This window comes from Robertmurraya massiliosenegalensis JC6 (assembly GCF_000311725.1).
Lineage (GTDB): Bacteria > Bacillota > Bacilli > Bacillales > Cytobacillaceae > Robertmurraya > Robertmurraya massiliosenegalensis.
On sequence record NZ_HE978524.1, the window covers coordinates 1 to 15,911 of the forward strand.

At 38.6% G+C, this 15,911-nt stretch carries 15 protein-coding genes, 1 tRNA gene, 1 other RNA gene and 1 other annotated feature; of the genes, 13 read left to right on the plus strand and 4 right to left on the minus strand.

The genetic code is table 11. The features are described from left to right. Positions 1-259: 259 nt before the first annotated feature. On the minus strand, positions 260-1,231 hold the full coding sequence (locus tag BMSHG_RS25160; RefSeq protein WP_019157234.1) for a YaaC family protein: 972 nt from the start codon (positions 1,229-1,231) through the stop codon (positions 260-262). A 175-nt stretch (positions 1,232-1,406) separates the two neighbouring features. Between BMSHG_RS25160 and guaB the strand changes: the two genes are divergently transcribed. From guaB to BMSHG_RS25190, 6 genes are all read left to right on the plus strand, one after another. Then, the gene (gene guaB / locus BMSHG_RS25165) at positions 1,407-2,873 is read left to right on the plus strand and encodes an IMP dehydrogenase (RefSeq protein ID WP_019157235.1); all 1,467 of its coding nucleotides are present in this window, start codon (positions 1,407-1,409) and stop codon (positions 2,871-2,873) included. Positions 2,874-3,083: 210 nt separating this feature from the next. Continuing rightward, positions 3,084-4,397 (plus strand): D-alanyl-D-alanine carboxypeptidase family protein, encoded by a 1,314-nt coding sequence (locus BMSHG_RS25170; protein WP_173391090.1) that lies wholly within the window; start codon positions 3,084-3,086, stop codon positions 4,395-4,397. A gap of 155 nt (positions 4,398-4,552) precedes the next feature. Beyond that, positions 4,553-5,434: a pyridoxal 5'-phosphate synthase lyase subunit PdxS gene (gene pdxS, locus BMSHG_RS25175; protein ID WP_019157237.1), complete on the plus strand. Its 882-nt coding sequence runs from the start codon at positions 4,553-4,555 to the stop codon at positions 5,432-5,434. Between the two features lie 5 nt (positions 5,435-5,439). After that, the gene (gene pdxT, locus BMSHG_RS25180) at positions 5,440-6,018 is read left to right on the plus strand and encodes a pyridoxal 5'-phosphate synthase glutaminase subunit PdxT (RefSeq protein WP_019157238.1); all 579 of its coding nucleotides are present in this window, start codon (positions 5,440-5,442) and stop codon (positions 6,016-6,018) included. 54 nt (positions 6,019-6,072) lie between these two features. Then, positions 6,073-6,299, plus strand: a binding site (T-box leader). Between the two features lie 252 nt (positions 6,300-6,551). After that, positions 6,552-7,826: a serine--tRNA ligase gene (serS, locus tag BMSHG_RS25185; protein ID WP_019157239.1), complete on the plus strand. Its 1,275-nt coding sequence runs from the start codon at positions 6,552-6,554 to the stop codon at positions 7,824-7,826. Positions 7,827-8,090: 264 nt separating this feature from the next. Beyond that, positions 8,091-8,183 (plus strand) — tRNA-Ser (locus tag BMSHG_RS25190). A gap of 68 nt (positions 8,184-8,251) precedes the next feature. Here BMSHG_RS25190 and BMSHG_RS25195 read toward each other — a convergent pair. The 3 genes from BMSHG_RS25195 to BMSHG_RS25205 all read right to left on the minus strand — a co-directional run bounded on the left by BMSHG_RS25195 (position 8,252) and on the right by BMSHG_RS25205 (position 10,980). Then, positions 8,252-8,908: a deoxynucleoside kinase gene (locus BMSHG_RS25195; RefSeq protein WP_019157240.1), complete on the minus strand. Its 657-nt coding sequence runs from the start codon at positions 8,906-8,908 to the stop codon at positions 8,252-8,254. Beyond that, positions 8,905-9,546, minus strand: a complete 642-nt coding sequence (locus tag BMSHG_RS25200) for a deoxynucleoside kinase (protein ID WP_019157241.1) — start codon at positions 9,544-9,546, stop codon at positions 8,905-8,907. Before BMSHG_RS25200 ends, BMSHG_RS25195 begins: the two co-directional genes overlap by 4 nt. A gap of 150 nt (positions 9,547-9,696) precedes the next feature. After that, the gene (locus BMSHG_RS25205; protein ID WP_019157242.1) at positions 9,697-10,980 is read right to left on the minus strand and encodes a glycoside hydrolase family 18 protein; all 1,284 of its coding nucleotides are present in this window, start codon (positions 10,978-10,980) and stop codon (positions 9,697-9,699) included. 135 nt (positions 10,981-11,115) lie between these two features. Between BMSHG_RS25205 and tadA the strand changes: the two genes are divergently transcribed. From tadA to BMSHG_RS25235, 7 genes are all read left to right on the plus strand, one after another. Further along, a complete protein-coding gene (tadA, locus tag BMSHG_RS25210) occupies positions 11,116-11,601 on the plus strand; it encodes a tRNA adenosine(34) deaminase TadA (RefSeq protein ID WP_392397258.1) in 486 nt (161 codons plus the stop codon). Positions 11,602-11,655: 54 nt separating this feature from the next. Beyond that, an RNA gene (ffs, locus tag BMSHG_RS27960) (signal recognition particle sRNA large type) lies at positions 11,656-11,921 on the plus strand. Positions 11,922-12,423: 502 nt separating this feature from the next. Next, positions 12,424-14,124: a DNA polymerase III subunit gamma/tau gene (gene dnaX / locus BMSHG_RS25215; RefSeq protein ID WP_019157244.1), complete on the plus strand. Its 1,701-nt coding sequence runs from the start codon at positions 12,424-12,426 to the stop codon at positions 14,122-14,124. 16 nt (positions 14,125-14,140) lie between these two features. Next, positions 14,141-14,461 (plus strand): YbaB/EbfC family nucleoid-associated protein, encoded by a 321-nt coding sequence (locus BMSHG_RS25220; RefSeq protein ID WP_019157245.1) that lies wholly within the window; start codon positions 14,141-14,143, stop codon positions 14,459-14,461. A 13-nt stretch (positions 14,462-14,474) separates the two neighbouring features. Then, positions 14,475-15,071, plus strand: coding sequence for a recombination mediator RecR (gene recR, locus BMSHG_RS25225; RefSeq protein WP_019157246.1), 597 nt, complete (start codon positions 14,475-14,477; stop codon positions 15,069-15,071). Between the two features lie 47 nt (positions 15,072-15,118). Beyond that, the gene (locus BMSHG_RS25230) at positions 15,119-15,337 is read left to right on the plus strand and encodes a YaaL family protein (protein ID WP_019157247.1); all 219 of its coding nucleotides are present in this window, start codon (positions 15,119-15,121) and stop codon (positions 15,335-15,337) included. A gap of 78 nt (positions 15,338-15,415) precedes the next feature. Then, the gene (locus BMSHG_RS25235; protein ID WP_019157248.1) at positions 15,416-15,679 is read left to right on the plus strand and encodes a pro-sigmaK processing inhibitor BofA family protein; all 264 of its coding nucleotides are present in this window, start codon (positions 15,416-15,418) and stop codon (positions 15,677-15,679) included. The last annotated feature ends 232 nt before the right edge of the window (positions 15,680-15,911 follow it).

The following is a 15,911-nucleotide window of genomic DNA, read 5'->3' on the forward strand; positions in this document are numbered from 1 at the left end:
TTATTCTATAAAATAGGTATTTAAGTGACTGAGTAAGAAAGTTTGTATTTTATAGAGTGTTCATGAGGACAAAGTGAAACAGAGTCACAGGAAAGAATGTCCTCATAGAGATTTTATGAGGACAAAGCCAAGCGAAAATCAAGAAAGTTTGTCCTCATGAAGCGCCAATAAGAGGAAAATTTGAACAGTCCAAAGAGATAATCTGTTTCCAGTGTTTTAAGTGAAACCAATGTAAAAAAAGTGTTTTGTCCGTTAATTGCTACTTCACAATGTTTATAGTAGCTTTCGAAAGGTATTCGCAAACCAAAAAAGGGCCTTTTTCTAGGGTGATTTGTAAGAATGTCTCGATCAATGGAAAGTCTTTGTTTGGCATGGTTTTAACGAGCTCGCTCCACCACTCTGTTTCATAGCGGGCAATCATGCTTAAGTTATAAAGTAATAAATAATGTATTAATAGCTCATGAAAAACAAATCCACTATCTTTAGTTAGTGGAAGGGAATATGTGTGTTCATAAAGATTATACTTTAACGGAGTATGATTAAAACTCTCGTTGTCGTATTCTTTTACAAAGACCATGAAATCTCCATCTACTTTTTTTAGAGTGAAATTCTCAATCGATTTGTGGACAAAAAAATCGACGAAGCGATTTTCGGTCATATGAAAAGAATCTAGTACCTTTTTGGGAATATAGAAATCATTTCCTTCCTGACGAACCTTCGCAAAAGAGGGAGTTCCGTCAAACAAAGTGATTAAAGAATTTAATTCTGGAATTTGTTTGAAGAGGCTGCCCATCGACATTTTATCGCCTTCTAATTGTTCCATGTGAAACAATTTTTTTGATAAGAAAGGAAATAAGCCTGTTTTTTGAAACTTGACCTCATCTTCAAAAAAATGAAATTGTTGTTTTTTACGTTTTCTTGCAGATACACCGTGTGCAAGAACGGAAGTAGTTTCTGGATAATTTGGATCGACAGTTAAAATACACGCCTTGATGAGATGAACAAGCCCATAAAAAAGAAGAATGGGCTGAATGATTAAAGGAGAAATTTTACTCTGTTCGTAATATACTTTTCCATGTTCGAGATAATAAATAAATGGGTAGCAATTCTCATATGCTTTTTGCTCTGGATTCTCTACCAGTTGTTGTTCATAACACTTTTTTAAATATTGTTGAGTATAGTTTGCGGAAAAAAACATAGAAAATGAAGACCATTGAAAAGTGGACAACATCGCAACCTCCAAGTAAAACGTTAATCAAGCTTTTATCCCATATATAATGGGAATAGAAACAAATATTTCTATTGGTTAATTATTTGAAAACTCTAACATATCATCTTATCCTTGACAGTATTTTAACCAATTGATAACCTACTAATAATATTTTCGAGTCTAGGAGGTCAAAAAGATGTGGGAAAATAAATTTGCTAAAGAAGGGTTAACCTTTGATGATGTCCTTTTAGTACCAGCAAAATCAGAGGTTTTACCAAAAGATGTTCAGTTACAGGTCAAGCTTACGGAAAAAGTGAAGTTAAATATTCCGATTGTCAGTGCAGGGATGGATACAGTTACAGAAGCGGAAATGGCTATTGCGATGGCTAGACAAGGTGGATTAGGGATTATCCACAAAAATATGTCGATTGAGCAACAGGCAGATCAAGTGCTCAAAGTTAAGCGTTCGGAAAGTGGAGTTATTACGAATCCGTTTTTCTTAACTCCTGAGCATCAAGTATTTGATGCAGAGCATCTAATGGGCAAATATCGTATCTCAGGTGTACCGATCGTGAATAACGAAAATGAGCAAAAGCTTGTTGGAATCCTGACAAACCGTGACCTCCGTTTTATTCAAGATTATTCGATCAAAATTTCTGATGTGATGACAAAGGAAAATCTTGTAACAGCTCCAGTTGGGACAACATTAGCTGAAGCAGAGAGTATTTTGCAAAAGTACAAAATTGAAAAATTACCTCTTGTTGATGAGAACGGAATTTTAAAAGGATTAATCACGATCAAAGATATCGAGAAAGTGATTGAGTTTCCAAACTCGGCAAAGGATGCGGCGGGAAGATTGTTGGCAGGTGCAGCTGTTGGTGTGACAAAGGATACGATGCGCCGTGTAGAAGCACTTGTTCATGCACACGTGGATGTCATTGTGATTGATACAGCACACGGACACTCTAAAGGGGTTATTGAGACGGTTAAGCAAGTAAGAGATGGTTTTCCTAATGTAGCAATTATAGCAGGGAATGTGGCAACTGCAGAAGCAACAAGGGAGCTAATTGAAGCAGGAGCTGATATTGTTAAGGTAGGAATAGGGCCAGGTTCAATTTGTACTACTCGTGTAGTTGCTGGTGTTGGTGTTCCTCAAATCACAGCTGTTTATGATTGTGCAACAGAGGCAAGAAAGCATGGAAAAGCGATTATTGCTGACGGTGGGATTAAATACTCAGGTGACATTGTAAAAGCATTAGCTGCAGGGGGACATGCTGTTATGCTAGGAAGTCTACTAGCTGGTGTGTCTGAGAGCCCAGGGGAAACAGAAATCTTCCAAGGTCGTCGTTTTAAGGTTTACCGTGGAATGGGATCAGTTGCAGCGATGGAAAAGGGTTCTAAAGATCGCTATTTCCAAGAGGATAATAAAAAGTTTGTTCCTGAAGGCATTGAAGGAAGGCTACCATATAAAGGACCTCTTAATGATACAATTTATCAGTTAATCGGAGGAATTCGTTCAGGAATGGGGTATTGTGGGACAAAAGATCTAGAAGAATTGAGAGAAAATGCTCAATTTATCCGTATGACAGGAGCAGGATTACGAGAAAGTCATCCACATGATGTCCAAATTACGAAGGAAGCACCGAACTACTCAATTTCATAATAGTGATTTAAACTGACTTGCTGACGTTAAGCAGGTCAGTTTTTTTATGAACTAATTTCCACTAACATATAAAAATAGGAAAATACTCTATCTATGCTTGTATATCGAACTATGTTAAAATAACAAGGGTGTAAATTAAGACTTGGAGGGCTCACAGTGAAAAAAAGCTTCATACAAAAAAGTATTGTTTGTTTATTAACGTTCGTATTAATGATTGGGTTTATTCAAAAGCCAGCAGCAGCTGCTGAAAATATAGATATTAATGCTAATGCGGTCATTTTAATTGATGCAGAAACTGGTAAAATCCTTTACGAAAAGAATGCAGAGACTGTTTTAGGAATTGCCAGCATGACAAAAATGATGACTGAGTACCTCCTATTAGAAGCTGTAAAGGAAGGGAAAGTGAAATGGGATCAAACGTTTACGATCTCTCCGGAGCTTTCTAAAATGTCTCATGATGATGATTTAAGTAATGTTTATTTACGTGTTGATAGTGCGTATACTGTAGAAGACCTTTACTCGGCTATGGCGATTGAGTCGGCAAACGCAGCAACAGTAGCAATTGCTGAAATTGTAGCTGGATCAGAAGCTAATTTTGTGAAATTAATGAATGAAAAGGCTGAGGAATTAGGCCTTGGTGATTTCAAATTCGTGAATTCAACAGGATTAAATAACCGTGATTTAGCGAAACATTTTCCAGATGTTGTAGGTGGTGCAGAAGAAGAAAATGTGATGTCTGCTAGAGCGGTAGCAAAGTTAGCGTATCAGATATTAAAAGATTTCCCAGAAGTTTTAGAAACGTCTAGCATTCCTGAAAAAACATTTGCAGAAGGAACTAAAGATCGATTTGTCATGGATAACTGGAACTGGATGTTGGAAGGGTATCGTGACATCGCAGATAGATATTCATATTATCAACAGTTCACCTATGAAGGTTTGGATGGATTGAAAACAGGGTCTACAAACTTTGCTGGTTTTTGTTTTACGGGTACGGCAAGTAGAGATGGCGTAAGATATATTACGGTAGTAATGGGAACAAAATCTCAAACTGAGCGCTTTGTAGAGACGAAAAAACTATTGGATTTTGCCTTCAATAATTTTAGTAAAGAGGAATTAGTTCCTGCTGAATATGTAGTGAAAGGGACAGAGACGGTTCCTGTTTCCAAAGGGAAGGAAGATCAAGTGAAAGTACATTCAGCTGATGCGATTAGCTCAATTGTAACGCCTGCTGAACAAGAGAATTTTGATACGGTTGTCAAACTTGATAAAGATAAGTTAAATGAAGAAGGTGCTCTAACTGCTCCGATTAAAAAGGGAGACAAAATTGGAACAGTAACAATTCAATTTAAGGATGGAGAAGCTGTTTATTTAAGCTCTGAAGGACAAAAGAGTATGACAGTAGATCTTATCGCAGCTGAAAATGTTGAAAAGGCCAATTGGTTTGTTCTAATGATGCGTGGTATTGGTGGATTCTTTGGCGATTTATGGGGAAGTGTGTCTTCAACCGTTAAAGGTTGGTTTTAATAAAAAAGGTTTCTTGTCCTTGACAGGAAACCTTTTTTGTTGTTTATTTTCATTAGGGAAGGATATTAATTCCGATGGATTTAGTAGCAGTTTTATTTTCCTAATATTTATTCTATTTTCAATTTAATCGTATTTATTCTAAGGGGGATTACAACGTGAAAACAGGTACAGATCGTGTAAAACGTGGTATGGCCGAAATGCAAAAGGGCGGCGTTATCATGGATGTGGTAAATGCAGAACAAGCAAAAATTGCAGAAGAAGCCGGTGCAGTTGCTGTAATGGCATTGGAAAGAGTACCATCGGATATTAGAGCTGCAGGCGGAGTTGCACGTATGGCGGATCCCCGTATTGTTGAAGAAGTGATGAATGCTGTCACCATTCCAGTTATGGCAAAGGCACGGATCGGACATATCGTTGAAGCTAGAGTACTAGAAGCGATGGGTGTAGATTACATAGATGAAAGTGAAGTGTTGACACCAGCCGATGAGGAATATCATTTAAACAAACGTGATTATACGGTGCCATTCGTTTGTGGATGTAGAGATTTAGGTGAGGCAGCCCGTCGTATTGGAGAGGGTGCTTCGATGTTACGGACAAAGGGTGAGCCAGGCACAGGAAACATCGTGGAGGCAGTTCGTCATATGCGTAAAGTCAATGCTCAGGTTCGTAAGCTCGTGAATATGAGTGAAGATGAAGTGATGACAGAAGCTAAGCTTCTTGGAGCACCATATGAGCTTTTATTAGAAATTAAAGAGCATGGACGCTTACCAGTTGTTAACTTTGCAGCAGGTGGTGTTGCAACGCCTGCTGATGCTGCGTTAATGATGGAGTTGGGTGCTGATGGAGTATTCGTCGGTTCTGGAATTTTTAAATCTGAGAATCCAGCGAAATTTGCTAGAGCAATTGTAGAAGCGACTACCCACTATCAAGATTATAAACTAATTGCTGAGCTTTCAAAGGAACTAGGAACACCGATGAAAGGGATTGAAATTTCTACTTTAGCTCCTGAAGCTCGTATGCAAGAACGTGGTTGGTAAGAAGGATGATCAAAGTTGGAGTATTAGCCTTACAAGGTGCAGTCAGGGAACATATTCGCGCAATTGAGGCATGTGGGGCCGAGGCCATAATGATTAAGAAAAAAGAGCAGCTAATAGAAATAGACGGGCTTGTCATGCCTGGAGGAGAAAGCACCGCCATTAGAAGACTAATTGATAAATATGACTTTATGGATGGTTTGAAAGAGTTTGCCCAGACGGGAAAACCAATGTTTGGGACATGTGCTGGTCTTATTTTACTTGCCAAAAATCTAGTTGGTTATGACGAACCCCATATCGCTGTTATGGATGTGACTGTAGAGAGAAATTCCTTTGGGAGACAGAAGGAAAGCTTTGAAGCAAACTTAGCGATCGCTGGCATAGCAGAAGACTATAATGCTGTCTTTATTCGTGCTCCTCATATTGTTAAGGCCGGTGGAAATGTACAAATATTAGCAAAGCATCATGAGCGCATTGTGATGGCGAGAGAAGGGAATCTGTTAGGATGTTCCTTTCATCCTGAATTAACAGATGACCATCGGATTACCGCTTATTTTATCGATATGATTAGAGAAACTATTGCATAAAAAGGTTGCAATTGGAAGATAATTATAGTAAATTTAGTTACAAAATTCCCTATAGCAAAAGCAATGAGAGGAAGTAGTAACAGGAAATCCGTTCTAGAAGAGAGCTGGTGGTTGGTGCAAACCAGTGAATGGAGCTTGTGAATCCATCCTTGAGTGAAGTATGGAATGCTCTAGTCAAGAGTCTAGTAAATACTTCCGGGTTAAACCGTTATCGATTTAAGGTGGAAAGTCTTTTTTTGCTTTCAACTAGGGTGGCAACGCGGGTAACTCTCGTCCCTTTTTTAGGGGACGGGAGTTTTTTGTTTGCTTAAATAAAAGGCTCTTTTCGTAAATATTGTTTTTTGAATGATTATTTAGGAAAATAATTCTAATCTATTCACTAAAAAAACAATAAGGGGTCCGGCGAAAAGTGCCGTACAAGGCTAATGTGATCTTCTGAACCCCACTGAAGATGTAAATGTCGGCTTCTGGACATTTACAAAAAAACTATAATCATTGCAAAAATTACGAAATAAAAAGAAGAGGTGTTTGACATGTTGGATCTAAAGTATTTACGTGCCAATTTTGACGAAGTGAAGGCAAAGCTTCAACATCGTGGGGAAGATTTAACAGACTTAGGAAAATTTGAGGATTTAGACAAAAAGAGAAGAGAGCTCATTGTTGAAGCGGAGCAGCTTAAGAGTAAGCGTAATGAAGTATCTCAACAAGTTGCCGCTTTGAAACGAGAGAAAAAGGATGCGGACCAATTAATCGCTGAGATGCGTGAAGTTGGCGATAAAATTAAAGTGTTAGATGAAGAATTACGTGAAGTGGAAGAAACTCTTGAGAATTTGATGTTAAGCATTCCAAATATTCCTCATGAAAGTGTTCCAGTTGGGGAAACGGAAGATGACAACGTGCTTCATCGGACATGGGGAGAGGTTCGAGAATTTGAGTTTGAACCAAAGCCTCACTGGGAAGTTGCTGACAACTTGGGAATTCTGGATTTTGAACGAGCAGGAAAAGTAACGGGAAGCCGCTTTGTTTTTTATAAAGGGTTAGGGGCACGTCTTGAAAGAGCATTGTTTAACTTCATGCTTGATTTGCATACTGAAGAGCATGGTTATCAAGAAATTCTACCTCCATACATGGTGAATCGTGCTAGTATGACTGGTACAGGTCAACTTCCGAAGTTTGAAGAAGATGCTTTCTTGATTGGGAGTGAGGATTATTTCCTAATTCCGACAGCTGAAGTACCAGTTACGAATCTTCACCGTGATGAAATTTTAGATGGAGAATCACTTCCTATCAACTATGCGGCATTTAGTGCTTGTTTCCGTTCTGAAGCTGGTTCTGCAGGACGTGATACAAGAGGATTAATTCGTCAGCATCAATTTAATAAAGTTGAGCTCGTGAAATTTGTAAAGCCAGAGGATTCTTATGAAGAACTGGAAAAATTAACGGGGAATGCAGAAAAGGTACTGCAATTATTAGGTCTTCCTTACCGTGTTATGAGAATGTGTACAGGTGATTTAGGTTTTACTGCTGCGAAGAAGTATGATATAGAAGTGTGGATTCCAAGCTATGAAACGTATCGTGAAATTTCTTCTTGCAGTAACTTTGAAGGGTTCCAAGCGAGACGTGCAAATATTCGTTTCCGTAGAGAACCTAAAGGAAAGCCGGAACATGTTCATACATTAAATGGCTCTGGGCTGGCGATTGGAAGAACGGTTGCGGCAATTCTTGAAAATTATCAGCAAGCTGATGGTAGTGTTGTGATTCCAGAAGTATTACGTCCATATATGGGAAATCGAGAAGTCATTAAGTAAAATATAGAAGAGAGCGAGTTCTATCTCGCTCTCTTTGTTTAAACTTATGGCGCACCTTTAATTAAAAAACGAAGCATGATCATAGTTATATCCTTCCTGAAATAGCTCTATCTGAACGCAGTGTAATATACGTTATTAAAATTGCCTTTGTACATGATGAAATCTACTCAACTGTGGCATACTAGCATAGAGATGAAAATAAATTATTTTAAAGTGTTGACAAGCCTATTTTAGAAATGGTATATTACAACTTGTCGATAATACGGAGGAATACCCAAGTCCGGCTGAAGGGATCGGTCTTGAAAACCGACAGGCGGGTCAAACCGCGCAGGGGTTCGAATCCCCTTTCCTCCTCCATATTGATTCTCAAACAATAGCGCATAATATTGGAGATTATAAAATCCGCTACAATCGTAGCGGATTTTTTATGCTTTCGTCTTTAATTTATCAGCAATTTGCTCAAGAATCGGTTCAATCGATGCGTTTTCTTGTTGAAGGTCATAATCCTTAATATTTAATCGGAGAATGGGGCAAGCGCTAAAATGATTGATCCACTCTTCATAGCGACCGTGCATTTCCTGCCAGTAATCAATCGGTGTTTCTTGTTCCATTTCACGTCCCCGTAATTTGATTCGATCAAGGACGTCCTCTAAAGAACCTTCCAAATAAATTAATAAATCAGGATGTGGGAAGTATGGAGTCATGACCATTGCTTCAAAGAGACTCGTATACGTTTCATAATCTACCTTCGACATCGTCCCTTTGTCATAATGCATTTTTGCAAAAATTCCAGTATCCTCATAGATCGAACGATCCTGGATAAATCCTCCCCCGTATTCAAACATTCTTTTTTGTTCCTTAAAACGTTCTGCTAGAAAATAGATTTGGAGATGAAAGCTCCAACGAGAAAAATCTTTATAAAATTTATCTAAATATGGATTATCGTGAACTCGTTCTAATGAAGTTTTAAATTGTAAAGCTTCTGCTAAAGCAGTTGTCATTGTTGATTTTCCAACCCCAACTGTACCAGCAATCGTAATAACGGCGTTCTTTTTTATGTCGTATTTTTCGCGAAGATTCATAAAGATGTCCCCTTATGTGAAAGTAATGAATTTAATTGATCAAATATATGGTCTAAATCCTGTTTGTTGTTAACGAAATCCATATGATCACCATTTAAGCGGAGAATAGGGATAGTTGGATTTTTTTTCTCGAAATCGAGCATGGCTTGTTCATAATCGAAAGATAATTGCTGTAGGTAATCGGGGCTTATATTCTTTTCTTGTGAGCGGCCGCGATGATTAATTCGTGAGAACAGCGTATCTAAACTTGCTTGTAAGTAAATCATAATATTTGGCTTTGGCATATCTGCCGTTAAAATGTTGTAAATGTCTAAGTACTTTGTATAGTCATGAGGCTTTAACGTACGCTGAGCAAAAATGATATTTTTATAAACATGGTAATCTGCTACGACAGGGATATGTTTATTTAGAAAATGCTCCTTAATATCACCAAGCTGCTTATAGCGATTACAAAGGAAAAACATTTCCGTTTGAAAACTCCATTCTTCAAGATTCTCATAAAACCTTTCTAAAAAAGGATTTTCATCGACAATCTCGAGGAGAAGTCTATATTGATAATGTTCAGAAATGGCTTTTGCGAGGGAAGTTTTTCCGACCCCGATTGGCCCTTCCACAGTAATAAAAGGTACTTCGTTCATTCACTTAACTCCTTTAATCAATTCGACAAAATTTTTCACCTCCACTATAGTATCATGTAATCAAGGAAGTTTGGGGATAAATTCTTCAGTAAAATTATGTATAAAAAAGCAAGAAGCCCATGATTCTGGCTGCTTGCTTCGGTTCCTTGCTTAACGTTTGACGACATCAAAATTTTCAACGATTAGAAGCCAATTTTGTGGGAAAGATAACCCAAGTTTCCAATAGCTCATTCCACGTAAATTAAGTTCTTTGATCATGTCAAACTTCGCTTGAATAGAACGAGCATCCTCAAACCAAACTTCGTGTCGTCTTCCTTCTCCATCAACATAATGGAAAAAAGGGGCTTGTGCTGTCGTATCATATTGAATCGGAACATTGTGTTCAGCTGCGAGCTGAATTGCTTGTTGAGGACTAACGGCTCTGGCGATGGAGCCTTGAACGAAAGGAAGAGTCCAGTCGTATCCATATAAATTTTGGCCCATCATAATTTTAGAGGCTGGCATTTCTGTTAAGGCGTACTCGATCACATCACGAACAGGTCCAATTGGAGATACAGCCATCGCAGGCCCTCCGCTATACCCCCATTCATAAGTCATAATGACAACAAAATCGACAATTTCACCATGGGCACGGTAATCGTGGGCTTCGTACCATGCTCCCTCTTGTTCAGCACTTGTTTTTGGAGCTAGGGCAGTTGATAAGAGCCAGCCCTGTTCGGCAAAGCGATCCTTTGCTTTTCGTAAAAATTGATTGTAAGCTTCTCGGTCTGCAGGACGCAAGTATTCTAAGTCGAAATGAATATCGCGGAAACCATACTTTTGGGCTGTGGCAACAATATTATCTAAAAAAGTATTTTGGATCTCCATATCATTTAGTAGAATTCGTCCAAGTTCGTCACTAAATTGATCATTTTCTTGATTGGTGATGACCATCATCAAAATAGCATTGTTAGCAGTAGCGATGGAAGGAAAATCATTGAGTAAAGGTTCTTTTAATGTCCCATCTCGTTGTGCTTGAAAACTAAAGGGAGCTAAGTATGTTAGATAGGGTGCTGCATCTCTTGCACTTTCTACTAAGTTTGGAGCAACTGTTGTCCCCCTCGGTTCCACGTACGCATTAAATTCAGCCTCTTCTTTAGGGAGTTGGGGAATATACAATCTCATTCCCACACGAAGAGGTTGGTTGGCTGGAATTCCATTTATGGATGCGAGTTGCTGATAAGAAAGACTGAAGCGATTGGCAATGGTCCATAAACTATCTCCAGGTTGAACCCAATAAAATCGCCCGACAATAGGGATGACTAAGGTCTGTCCCACGACTAGACGATCAGGGTTTGGAATCTCATTGGCTTCTATTAATTCATCCACTGTTGTACCATAGGCTTGTGCGATGCCAAATAATGATTGATTTTGTTGAACAACATGAATTTGCATCATATCTCCTCCTTGCCCAGATTTAGGCTACATTCATCCTATGCAAAGAAGATGTAGGAATTGACAATTGGACATACTTGTTGGATAAACTAGGTAATAGCTATTTGGATGAAGGAGTTTAAAATGGAATTATCAATGCATGAATTATTTATGAGAGAAGCAATTGCAGAGGCAAAAAAAGCTGAGGAACTTGGTGAAGTACCTATTGGAGCGGTTATTGTCCTAGATGGTGTCATTATCGCTCGAGCTCACAACTTAAGAGAGTCGAATCAATCGGCAATCGCTCATGCCGAGATCCTGGCGATTGATGAAGCTTGTCGTATACTTGGTACATGGAGATTGGAGAAGGCTACACTCTATGTTACTTTAGAGCCTTGTCCGATGTGTGCAGGAGCAAGCATGCTTTCTAGAATTGAGAATGTTGTTTACGGAGCGAATGATCCGAAAGGGGGATGTGCTGGTACTTTTATGAATCTTTTACAGGATCAAAGATTTAACCATCAAAGTAACGTGATATCAGGAGTCCTAGAAGAAGAGTGTGGTCAGCTTCTTACCGATTTCTTTCGAAAACTACGTGATGAAAAAAAGAAAAGAAAAGCAGCCAAAAAGGACTTACAATAATTTACAATGGCTAAAGATTGATTTTTAGCTTGTTTCTTAGTATACTTGTATATGCCGTGCTAGGTGGGGAGGTAGCGGTGCCCTGTACTCGCAATCCGCTCTAGCGAGACTGAATTCCTTTTCTGAGGCTGATGCTCTGTAGGGTCTGCCTTAGGTAAGTGGTGTTGAAGCTCGGGTCCTGCGCAATGGGAATCCATGAACCATGTCAGGTCCGGAAGGAAGCAGCATTAAGTGGACACTCCCATGTGCCGCAGGGTTGCCTGAGCTGAGCTAACTACCTAAGTAACGCTTATGGACGTCAGTCGACGAAAGGTGCACGGTTTTACCAATGAATGTTTAAACTCATCCGAACAAGGGTGAGTTTTTTGTTGTCCATGAATTTATAAACTCCCTCGACTTGTGGATGAAATCTTCGTATAAACAATAGGAGTATCGGTATGAAAACATAACAGGAAAAATTCCGCTTAATAAGCAACCATCATGAAAAAGAGCCGAAATAACAGGAGAAATTCCTGCTATTCCCTCAAAAAATGCCCAAATAAACGATTTTGCCCTCCGTAAGCGGAAAATCTTCCGTTATTTCCCCTAAAAGGGACTTCATCGAGGAGATAACAGGAAAAATTCCGCTTAAGGGTGAGAGATGGTTGGAGCGAATTAGACAAACCGGAAGCTTCCTACATTTTGAATGGGCTTTTTTAATTTTGTCCAAATTCATTGCCAGTGATTATTTTTCATTAGAAAAAAATTAAGGTATAATGAGGGAGACTATTTCTGTGTTGCTTAAAAAGCAATGTACATATGTTAAATGGAGGGGGCGTGTCTGTGAGTTATCAAGCTTTATATCGTGTTTGGCGTCCGCAGCAGTTCTTTGATGTTGTCGGGCAGGAGCATGTGACAAAAACGCTACAAAACGCCCTGCTTCAAGAAAAGATTTCACATGCTTACTTATTTTCTGGACCAAGAGGCACTGGGAAAACGAGTGCGGCAAAGATATTAGCGAAAGCAGTGAATTGTGAGAGAGCACCTATTCAAGAACCGTGTAATGAGTGTCCATCTTGCAGAGGAATAACAGATGGTTCTATTTCAGATGTGATTGAAATTGATGCGGCATCCAATAATGGTGTTGATGAAATCAGAGACATCCGAGACAAAGTAAAGTATGCCCCAAGTTCTGTTAAGTATAAGGTCTACATTATTGATGAAGTTCATATGCTTTCCATCGGTGCCTTTAACGCTTTACTAAAAACACTTGAGGAACCACCAAAGCATGTTATTTTTATTTTAGCTACAACAGAACCACATAAAATTCCACTAACAATCTTGTCTCGCTGCCAACGCTTTGATTTTAAAAGAATTTCAGCAAGTGCCATCGTTAATCGAATGAAGATGATTGTCGATGAAACTGGAGTCGAGGTTGAGGATAAAGCGTTGCAAGTTGTTGCAAGAGCGGCAGAAGGTGGAATGCGAGATGCTTTAAGTTTATTAGACCAGGCGATCTCCTTTAGTCAGGATCGGGTTACATTGGAAGATGCGTTAACTGTTACTGGTGCTGTTTCACAAAATTTCCTTAATCGTCTTGCTTTTTCGATAAAAAAGAAGGATGTAGCAGAAGGATTGTCCGCATTAGAAGAGCTATTATTTCAAGGAAAAGATCCTTCTAGATTTGTTGAAGATTTTATTTTGTTCTATCGTGATATGCTCTTATATAAAGCTGCCCCAACATTGGAAGAATCAATGGAACGAGTAATGCTGGATGAAGAATTTCAAGAGCTAACAAAAATGAATGAACAAGAAGAGATCTATGAAATTATTGATATTCTCAATAAAACGCAACAAGAAATGCGCTGGACAAATCATCCAAGAATTTTCTTAGAAGTAGCGATTGTGAAGTTATGTCAGCTTGAAAAAGTAGCTCGTTCTAGTTCGAATGAAGTGGGAAAGCTATTAAGTAAGCTTGAACAATTAGAGGCAGAGCTACAGGAGCTGAAAGAAAAAGGAATACAAGTTAGCGATGAATCACCGGTTGCATCTAAACCGAAGCCGCAACGTGTTAACCGCAAAGGATTCCAAGCCCCTGCTGGGAGAATCAACGAAATTTTAAAAGAGGCAACAAAATCAGATTTAAATCTTGTTAAAGGTCGCTGGGGTGAAATGCTTGGCCGTCTTGCCCAAAAACAGATGAGGTCTCAAGCCGCTTTGCTAAATGAGGCTGAACCAGTAGCAGCTTCAACAAGTGCTTTTATTATTAAATTCAAGTATGAAATTCATTGCCAAATGGCAATGGAAAATGCTAGCTTTTTACAGGTTTTAACGAAGTTATTTGAAGAGTTAACAGGAAAGCAATTACAAATTATTGGAGTGCCAGAAGAACAATGGCTTCACTTAAGAGAGGAATTTCTGAAAGGGCACAAAGATGATGGGTCTGACGAGTTAGAAGGGGAGTCCTCTACAGCTGAGGCTGACCCGATTGTATCAGAAGCAGTTAAATTATTTGGAGATACTCTTATCGAAATAAAAGATTAATGGAGGAATGAACAATATGCGTGGAATGGGTAATATGCAAAATATGATGAAGCAAATGCAAAAAATGCAAAAGAAAATGGCAGAAGCTCAGGAAGAGTTAGGAGAAAAGCAAATTGAAGGTACTGCTGGTGGTGGAATGGTCACAGTAATTGTTTCCGGTCATAAAGAAGTCCTTGAAGTAAAAATTAAGGAAGAGGTAGTTGATCCGGAAGATATCGAAATGTTACAGGATCTCGTTTTAGCGGCAACAAATGATGCTTTGAAAAAGGCAGATGAGTTAACAAATCAAACAATGGGACAATTCACTAAAGGGATGAACCTTCCAGGAATGTTCTAGGCGGGGGAAAAATATGCATTATCCTGAACCAATATCTAAGCTAATTGACAGCTTTATGAAATTGCCAGGTATCGGCCCGAAAACGGCCGCTCGTCTGGCGTTTTTTGTGCTAAGTATGAAGGAAGACGTCGTTCTTGATTTTGCAAAGGCGTTAGTGAATGCAAAAAGAAATTTAAGCTATTGTTCTGTCTGTGGACATATCACTGATCAGGACCCGTGTTATATTTGTACAGATGAAAGACGGGATCGTTCCGTTATTTGTGTTGTTCAAGATCCAAAAGATGTCATCGCAATGGAAAAAATGAAGGAGTTTGGTGGACTTTATCATGTTTTACATGGGGCTATTTCACCTATGGATGGAATTGGTCCAGAAGATATCAATATTCCTGATTTACTAAAAAGGCTTCAAGATGAAATAGTGGAAGAAATTATTCTTGCTACTAATCCCAATATCGAGGGAGAAGCTACAGCGATGTATATATCGAGACTTTTAAAACCATCAGGAATAAGAATCACGCGAATTGCACATGGTTTACCTGTAGGTGGGGATTTAGAGTATGCCGACGAAGTGACCTTGTCAAAAGCACTTGAGGGTAGAAGAGAAGTTTAAGGGCTTTGATATTTGGAACGGGTAAATGATCAAGCGGAGGTATGACCATGTTTTTTCGACGAAAAGGCTGGCTGCGCAAAGAATTTGATGAAAAGCTTTTAAGGCAAATTAGTGAAATTCGGGCAGATTGGACAAACCAAAAATCGTTAGTAGAAAAAAGCTTTGATCCTTCTGAAGAAATTTTATGCTCTGCCAAGCTTGCAGAAGCAAAATACTTCTATTTAATAAAGGAAGCAAAATCAAGGAAAATTAATATCCGAAAATAAAAACACTCCTCCCATGTCATTTTTAAAAGAACTTGTACATATTTTAGTATAGGTGATTTTGATGGGAGGAGGATTTTTTTGGAACCAGTTGTTGTGATTGCCCTAATAGGAGGGTTAATAGTTCTATTTCTTTTAGTAGGTACCCCTTTAAAACCAATTCGTTTCGTTGGGCAAGGGATCGTGAAATTATTAATCGGTGCATTACTGCTGTTTTTTTTAAATGTTTTAGGAAATCAATTTGGGATTCATATCCCCATTAATTTAGCAACTTCAGCTGTTTCAGGATTCCTTGGAATTCCGGGATTATGTGCATTAGTAGCAATTGATACATGGATTTTATAAAAATGTTGACATGGGTTCTAAATGGTGATAACATATTAAAAGTCGTCACAAGATAACAAGTTAACTACTTATAAAAAGTTGTTGACATTTGATTGTGAGAATGGTATATTAATAAAGTCGCTCCTAAGCGATGAGTTAAAATGAATATGAATTTTATTTTAACGAATATTGAAAGATATTTTCCTATTCGTGAAAAATTATTGCACTTTGAAAACTAAACAAATCATACGTC

Coding starts and splice junctions, on each gene's coding strand:
- BMSHG_RS25160 (WP_019157234.1), bottom strand. CDS start 1,231: ATGTTGTCCACTTTTCAATGGTCTTCATTTTCTATGTTTTTTTCCGCA.
- guaB (WP_019157235.1), top strand. CDS start 1,407: ATGTGGGAAAATAAATTTGCTAAAGAAGGGTTAACCTTTGATGATGTC.
- BMSHG_RS25170 (WP_173391090.1), top strand. CDS start 3,084: ATGATTGGGTTTATTCAAAAGCCAGCAGCAGCTGCTGAAAATATAGAT.
- pdxT (WP_019157238.1), top strand. CDS start 5,440: ATGATCAAAGTTGGAGTATTAGCCTTACAAGGTGCAGTCAGGGAACAT.
- serS (WP_019157239.1), top strand. CDS start 6,552: ATGTTGGATCTAAAGTATTTACGTGCCAATTTTGACGAAGTGAAGGCA.
- BMSHG_RS25195 (WP_019157240.1), bottom strand. CDS start 8,908: ATGAATCTTCGCGAAAAATACGACATAAAAAAGAACGCCGTTATTACG.
- BMSHG_RS25200 (WP_019157241.1), bottom strand. CDS start 9,546: ATGAACGAAGTACCTTTTATTACTGTGGAAGGGCCAATCGGGGTCGGA.
- BMSHG_RS25205 (WP_019157242.1), bottom strand. CDS start 10,980: ATGCAAATTCATGTTGTTCAACAAAATCAATCATTATTTGGCATCGCA.
- tadA (WP_392397258.1), top strand. CDS start 11,116: ATGCATGAATTATTTATGAGAGAAGCAATTGCAGAGGCAAAAAAAGCT.
- BMSHG_RS25220 (WP_019157245.1), top strand. CDS start 14,141: ATGCGTGGAATGGGTAATATGCAAAATATGATGAAGCAAATGCAAAAA.
- recR (WP_019157246.1), top strand. CDS start 14,475: ATGCATTATCCTGAACCAATATCTAAGCTAATTGACAGCTTTATGAAA.
- BMSHG_RS25230 (WP_019157247.1), top strand. CDS start 15,119: ATGTTTTTTCGACGAAAAGGCTGGCTGCGCAAAGAATTTGATGAAAAG.